Annotated in this window: 8 protein-coding genes; 2 read left to right on the forward strand and 6 right to left on the reverse strand. The window is 40.9% G+C overall.

Translation table 11 applies throughout. The annotated features are described in order from the left end of the window. Positions 1-182 precede the first annotated feature (182 nt). The 4 genes from fur to HRJ06_RS16630 all read right to left on the reverse strand — a co-directional run bounded on the left by fur (position 183) and on the right by HRJ06_RS16630 (position 3,260). Positions 183-650, reverse strand: a complete 468-nt coding sequence (fur, locus tag HRJ06_RS16615) for a ferric iron uptake transcriptional regulator (protein ID WP_174734080.1) — start codon at positions 648-650, stop codon at positions 183-185. A gap of 120 nt (positions 651-770) precedes the next feature. Further along, a complete protein-coding gene (spoIIM, locus tag HRJ06_RS16620) occupies positions 771-1,412 on the reverse strand; it encodes a stage II sporulation protein M (protein WP_174734081.1) in 642 nt (213 codons plus the stop codon). A gap of 130 nt (positions 1,413-1,542) precedes the next feature. Next, positions 1,543-2,709, reverse strand: a complete 1,167-nt coding sequence (locus HRJ06_RS16625) for an endonuclease Q family protein (RefSeq protein WP_174734082.1) — start codon at positions 2,707-2,709, stop codon at positions 1,543-1,545. Beyond that, a complete protein-coding gene (locus HRJ06_RS16630; protein ID WP_174734083.1) occupies positions 2,706-3,260 on the reverse strand; it encodes an NUDIX domain-containing protein in 555 nt (184 codons plus the stop codon). Before HRJ06_RS16630 ends, HRJ06_RS16625 begins: the two co-directional genes overlap by 4 nt. Before the next feature lie 75 nt (positions 3,261-3,335). Between HRJ06_RS16630 and mciZ the strand changes: the two genes are divergently transcribed. Continuing rightward, positions 3,336-3,509 carry a Z-ring formation inhibitor MciZ gene (gene mciZ / locus HRJ06_RS16635; protein WP_174734084.1) on the forward strand — a complete coding sequence of 58 codons (174 nt, stop codon included), beginning with the start codon at positions 3,336-3,338 and terminating at the stop codon, positions 3,507-3,509. 99 nt (positions 3,510-3,608) lie between these two features. Next, positions 3,609-4,526, forward strand: a complete 918-nt coding sequence (locus HRJ06_RS16640) for an aldo/keto reductase (protein ID WP_174734085.1) — start codon at positions 3,609-3,611, stop codon at positions 4,524-4,526. A 474-nt stretch (positions 4,527-5,000) separates the two neighbouring features. Here HRJ06_RS16640 and HRJ06_RS16645 read toward each other — a convergent pair whose 3' ends face one another. Together HRJ06_RS16645 and HRJ06_RS16650 are read right to left on the reverse strand one after the other, a co-directional pair. Next, complete coding sequence (locus HRJ06_RS16645; protein WP_174734086.1) at positions 5,001-5,723, reverse strand: hypothetical protein; 723 nt, start codon at positions 5,721-5,723, stop codon at positions 5,001-5,003. A gap of 206 nt (positions 5,724-5,929) precedes the next feature. Further along, the gene (locus tag HRJ06_RS16650; RefSeq protein ID WP_174734087.1) at positions 5,930-6,184 is read right to left on the reverse strand and encodes a YqkE family protein; all 255 of its coding nucleotides are present in this window, start codon (positions 6,182-6,184) and stop codon (positions 5,930-5,932) included. Positions 6,185-6,524: the final 340 nt, after the last annotated feature.

Raw genomic sequence — 6,524 nt, forward strand, 5'->3', positions numbered from 1 at the left:
AGATAATAAAGGGTATGCCAGCTTGGCCCAAAAATATACATTGAAAAATAGCGTTTCGGATTTAAGTACTCACAAAAAAGACCTGATAATTGTCCATACGTTAATATTGTTGGCTAAGCTTGTGAATTCTTGCCTCACTTATAAAAAAAGATAATAAAAACCTTTCCTCAGTGAGAAAAGGTTCATTCATTATTAGTTTTAGGTTCGCCATCATCATTCTGACAGCGATGGCAAATTCCATGAAAAGTTAGACGGTGGTCTTTAATTTTAAACTTCCAATCTCGTTCAACAATCTCTTCAACATCTTCTAAAAGGTCATCCTGAATTTCATCGACTGCCCCGCATTCTATACATACAAGGTGATGGTGAAAATGCGCAGCACCCTCTTGGCGCAGGTCATAGCGGGAAACCCCGTCACCAAAATTGATTTTATCAACAATCTTTAACTCCGTAAGCAGTTCTAGTGTTCTATAGACTGTCGCAAGCCCAATTTCTGGAGATTTTTCTTTCACAAGCAGATAGACATCTTCTGCACTTAGATGATCTTCTTCATTTTCTAACAGAACTCGAACCGTCGCTTCACGTTGAGGCGTCAATTTATAACTTGATGAATGCAGGTGCTTTTTTATTCTCTCAATTCTGTTTTCCATACCGGTAGTCACTCCCCCGCCACTGTCATTTTCATTATAACAGAAGGAGAATAAGAGTCAAAATGAAATCATTCCAATTAAGAGAATAAATAAATTATTAAGTAATAATAATTCTTATTATCATATACCTGATTGCACAACTGCCTTTAAAAGAGCAGGAGAAAGGTAGGCTTCTATACCAGCGGCTGCAGATAATACAACGATAGCGAGCAGAAATGCTATTAAATAACGGGTTAGCAATGGCAAAATGGGCTGTCCGATTTTTTTCATAAACTGATTCCGGATTAACTTTAATGAAAACGTTACGGCTAAAGTAGCCATTATAATAAAGATTGGGATAATAATAAAGTTTTGCGGCAGGATGGATACAAATGATAGAAGAAATCCGTTCCATTTCATTTGATTAACAAGGAAGCCGACTGTAAATCCGACTACCATCCCTTTCATAAATAAAAGAACCAAAATGACAGGTAAACCAATAATTGAAATGCCAAGAACCCATATTAGGCCGATGAACTTAACGTTATGAAAAAAACTTTGGAGAAATATGTCGCTTGATTCCGCCACCTTACCTGTAGAGACTTGTCCAAAAAACTGTGAAAGGTAATAGAACAAATCCTCTTTTTGTGAGAAGGTTAAGCTGTTAACAATAACTGCCCCAAAAATAATCCCCATTAAAAATAGTACACTCACAAACAAATAAATTGAGGAATTTTCTCGAAAATGGATTGCTGCGACGTTCTGGTACTTTTGTTTTCTCATTGTTATTCCTCCCGAAAGCATGGATATTAAATTGTATGCCTGTCCACCTTATGTATGACTTTTATTAAAAAATTTCAGGCTAAAAAAAAAGCCACAGCTTTTCGGCTGTGGACAAACTTTCTATTTTTATTTAGCCTTTAATTTTACCATAACGCCCGCCGCCGCCGACCTCAAGGCTGAGGCGGCCCGACCGGGCTTTCACAATTAAATTCGCTTCCTTTGCTGGAATCACTTGAGCTAAGGCTTCATATGGAACTTCATGCAAGACGGCCATTTCTGTTCCAAAGTGACCAAGCAGCTTTTCCAACTTTTTAGGACCGAGCCCAGGAATAAACTCTAAGGGAACCTGGTGTATATAAGGTGGCCGATCATCGGGGCGATCATTTGACCCACTGGAGATTTCTTTGATCCGATCTGCCACTCCCCTAATTACTTTCGTATGCCCGCAGGTTTCGCAGGCCGAGTTTAGCTTCTCAACCGGTGCTAAACAGCCAGCACATACAGTTTGGTGATATTTCCCTAAAAATGGATCAAGTCCATAATTGGCCCCGATCCTTCTTCCCTCTGACCTGTGTAATGCTTTCTTCCATTCTGAGAAAGTTGGGTTCTCCATTTCAATTACTTGATATTCTCTGGCAATCTTTGCGAGCGAATGAGCATCTGAATTGGTCAAATAAGAATACGTATGGAGCTCATTCAATTGGTCCGCCATAGTAGTGTCAGCACTCAACCCTAATTCAATGGCATCGATCATCGCTGGATCAAATATCTCTGACAGAGATCTTTGCACACCTTTCCCATACAAACTTTTGAATGGGGTGAATACGTGGGCGGGAATAAAAATCCCTCCCAGCTCCTTTACCTTCTCCTGAAGCTGTTTGCCGGAAACATAAACCCTTTGTGAACTTAAAGTTATATTCTTTAAATGTTTTGAAAGCCATTGCGAAAATACTGTCATTTCCTTTAGAAAGCGGAAAAAACATAACACATGGACGGGACCTTGGCAGTGTTCGTCGTTTATCTCCAACTCTGAGCCTGGAATTATACTCAAGCCCCCGTACATTAAGCCGCCTTCCGGATGTTCCGTCAGCTCTCCACTTTCAAGGAGTTCATTCATTTCTACAATCACTTCCGGGGAATGGCAATCAATAATCCCAATCATATTCAAACCTTTATGGTCCCTAGCATGCTCGATGATATTAGAAAACGTCAGCGATTTAGCTCCAGTTATTTTAACTGCTTTTCCCGACCTCGTCCTTCCAATATGGATATGAAAGTCAGCGTAGTATTTGTTCATTTTAATAAAACATCCTCATGCAGCTGCAGATACTGGACAGCATAAGCTGTCTTAGCATCAAAGATTTTTTGGTCTTTAATCAATTGAATTGCTTCTGTTAATGTAACCTCCATTACATTGACAAATTCATCTTCGTCTGCACTAGCGGGGTTCTCTTTTTTCGATAGCCCTGTGGCAATATATAAATGGATGATCTCGTCCGCAAAGCCTGGCGATGTAAAAAAAGACAGGAGCCACTCTAATTCATTGCTTTCATAACCCGTTTCTTCTTCAAGCTCTCGCAAAGCACAAATTTCTGGTTTTTCTCCTATTTCTAGTTTCCCTGCTGGAATTTCAATAATCGTTCTCTCTAGTGCTTTTCTGTACTGCTCTACCATGACAATTTTATGGTCGTCCGTTACAGGAATTACTGCAACTGCACCGGGATGCTTAACAATTTCTCGCTTAGATATCCTTCCATTTGGAAGCTCTACATCATCAACCTGGAGGCTGATCACTTTCCCAGAAAAAATCTTCTCTGTTTTGACCGTCTTTTCCTCAAGCCGTTCCATGAAGAATCACTCCTGTTCTATTCCCAATATCAATGCTCATACATTTTATCATACTTAGTTGAGAGGGGTAGAATAGTGAAGATTTACGTTCATGAGAAAGGAATAATCATTGCTGGCAAGTCCTGGGAGGTACGACGGAAGCTTCGTGAATATAGCAAAGAGCATAAACTTGTAAAAGATTGGATTCGGTCAACGAATCCTGACGGCCGCAACATTTGTCGGCAGGGGAACACTCCGGTACAATATTAGAAAAGCAAAGTCGCGGACAGGTATGGCTAAACATATGGAGATCTTCTTAGTTTTAAAGGCTAGGTTGTCCAAGCGCTTTCTTTCTTAAAGGAGGCAGACATGAAACAAAATTTATTAGGCAATTCTAATTTAAAAGTCAGCGAACTGGCCCTTGGCTGTATGTCGCTTGGCACCGATAAAAACCATGCAAAAAAAGTGATTGAGGCAGCACTTGAAGAAGGAGTAACGTATTTTGATACAGCTGACCTATACGAATTTGGACTAAATGAGGAAATTGTTGGTGAGGCACTTCAAGGCGTGAGAGACCAGGTCGTCATAGCGACCAAAGCAGGAAACCGTTGGAGTTCCAGTAAAGATGGCTGGTCCTGGGACCCATCCAAGGCTCATATTAAAGAGGCCGTTAAATCAAGTTTAAAGCGCCTGAACACCGAATATATAGATTTGTACCAGCTCCATGGGGGAACGATTGAAGATCCAATTGATGAAACGATTGAAGCATTTGAGGAGCTGAAACAAGAAGGATTTATTCGGCATTATGGGCTCTCGTCTATCCGCCCCAATGTAATACGGGAGTATGTAAACAAATCCAATATCATATCTGTCATGGTCCAATATAGCATCCTCGACAGACGAGCTGAAGAAGAGGTGCTCCCCCTGCTCGCTAAAAAAGGAAAGAGTGCAGTGACAAGAGGAACAGTAGCGAAAGGCCTGTTAACCGATAAACCACTCAAGTCTTCGCCTTCCATTATTGAAAAAGGCTATCTTGATTACACCTTTGAAGAACTGGAACAATTATTAACTCGCTTGAAAAGAGACCTCAGCCCCCAAGACTTGCTGAATGCTGCAGTCCAATATAACCTAGCTAACCCCGCTGTTGCCTCTATTGTGGCAGGGGCGAGTTCTATAAGCCAGGTTAAAGAAAATGCAAGGGCTGTTAATAGCAAGCCGCTCAGCGCAAGGGAAATAGAACTGATTCAGTCCTTGTCAAAAGCAAACCGCTATAATCAGCACCGCTGAAAATAAAGCGGAAGCGCCTTGTCCACAGGCAATCCATAATGAAGCCTGACTGTTTAACTTCACAATCCTAAGAGTGAAGCCGACCGTTTAGCCTGGAGGTGGAGGTCTTGAAGGCGGAGTCGTTCTTTGACTTCAGCAACAAGACTAAAGCGACTCGAGAAGCTAGAAGGCACAACTAGAAATGCGGCGTGTCCGAACGCGAGACTTAGCCAGACATTAGGACAGTAGTTGTTTCTCTGTTTCTCCGCGAAAACAACCTACCTACTTGAGGGTGTAGCCGTTCTTTGACTTCAGCAACAAGACTAAAGCGAGCTCGGGCTTGCTTAACGAGGATAGGCGCTGGAGCTAGACGCATTCGATCATCCGTAATGGAACTGCTATCCCTTTTCTAAACAGCACAACTGGAGAGCAGCTAATAAGCTGCTCCCTTGGTTTGTGTTCTAGTTATAGGTGCTTAACCTGAAAGCAAAATCTTTATGCAAATGATAAGAGCAATGTGTAAGCTGACAAACCTGCAGCAAAAGCCCAAAACGTGCTCTCCCGTTCTCCAGGAAGTTCCTCTTTCATAACATTCAGAATAACCCCTCCAGCCAGTAAAGAGAACAAAATTGCTATTGCTGCTTCGTTTACGTCAATAGATTGACCTAGTATCCATCCCACTAACACCGAAGCTGCCAGAAGCCATCTTCCCAGGCGGTCGTATATTTCCGTATGGGTCTGTCTTAAGCCATGGTCATTTGAGATGAAATGTACTGCTAAGGCAATGAAATAAAATAGCATTCTGGTATCATTTTCAAAAACTCCGTCCACCAGCAAATAACCAATCAGCGCATTATACAGAAAGAAGGCGGAAATATGGATCCAAAATACCCCTCTTGTTGCATAATCTATATTATTAGCTTTCTGTGATTTCTTTACCATATTCTCCAAGCCATAAAATATGGCCAGTCCGATCATTGCAACTAGGTATATCCGGTTTTCAAAATAAAAATAGTTTGATTCCCACACCTGATCCAATACTTCATCATGATGGTTAAGTTCCGGCAGCAGGTGCACAAACACATACGCAACTGAAACGCCGCCTGCCGCTGAAAGAAGCCTGCTGCGCGGTATCACGCTTAAAAACTTCATATATTTAGATGATAGGTGAATAACCACAAAGCCAATGGCAAATAAAAAACTTAACGAATAAAACATAGTTATAAACTCCTCTGTTGCGTCTACCACCTATATACCTTAATTAACAGAAGAGAAACACTAAACCGAGCTTTAACTATTAACAAGCACCGCTGTTACTATGACGAAACAGGAAGCGGCTTTCACCGAGCTCTATTGCAAACACATTAACTATCTTAAACCCGACCGTTTGGACTGTTGGTTCTAAAGTGCCTTCTTGCTTTACTTCATTTATACTTCTTCCAGTCCAGCTCACTCTCAGAAAGAAGCTCTTCAAACGTTTTATTTTTTTCTTTTTGTCTTTTTTCTTCAGCACGCTTAGCCTTCTCCTGTTGCTCTCGAAGCTCTTTTTCTGCGTTAAACTTCTCCTTCACTTCCTTGAGTTGGGCCATTGTATCTTGATTTAACAGATCTCCAAGCGTTGCTGCTTTCTCTTCTTTTTTCGGCTGATTTCCTTTGCGGTTCTTTGTTTTTTTTCCCATTCTACCCCTCTTTTCCTGCCAATCTCATTGGCAGCGAGTTTTATTTTTAAAATTATAGCATGATTAAGTTTATTTTTGATGTCTGCTTTTAAGAAAAGCATCTTGAATAGACTCTTGACTACCATCAACGACAAAAAAACCAATAAGTATTTATCTAGGTATTCGTCTTTCACTAACCATAAAAAAGGGTGCTCCAGATACTGAGCTATACCCCGTATAACGGACACTGATAAAAAAGTGTCCCTTATACGGGGTTTTTTGTGTTTCAATAGAATTATTGAGGGGACGGAGGAGTATCATGGGGAAGAATTTATATACCGATTTTCAGATAAAAGAACTT

The sequence above is a fragment of the Mesobacillus harenae genome, from assembly GCF_013343715.1.
Taxonomy (GTDB): domain Bacteria; phylum Bacillota; class Bacilli; order Bacillales; family Cytobacillaceae; genus Mesobacillus_A; species Mesobacillus_A harenae.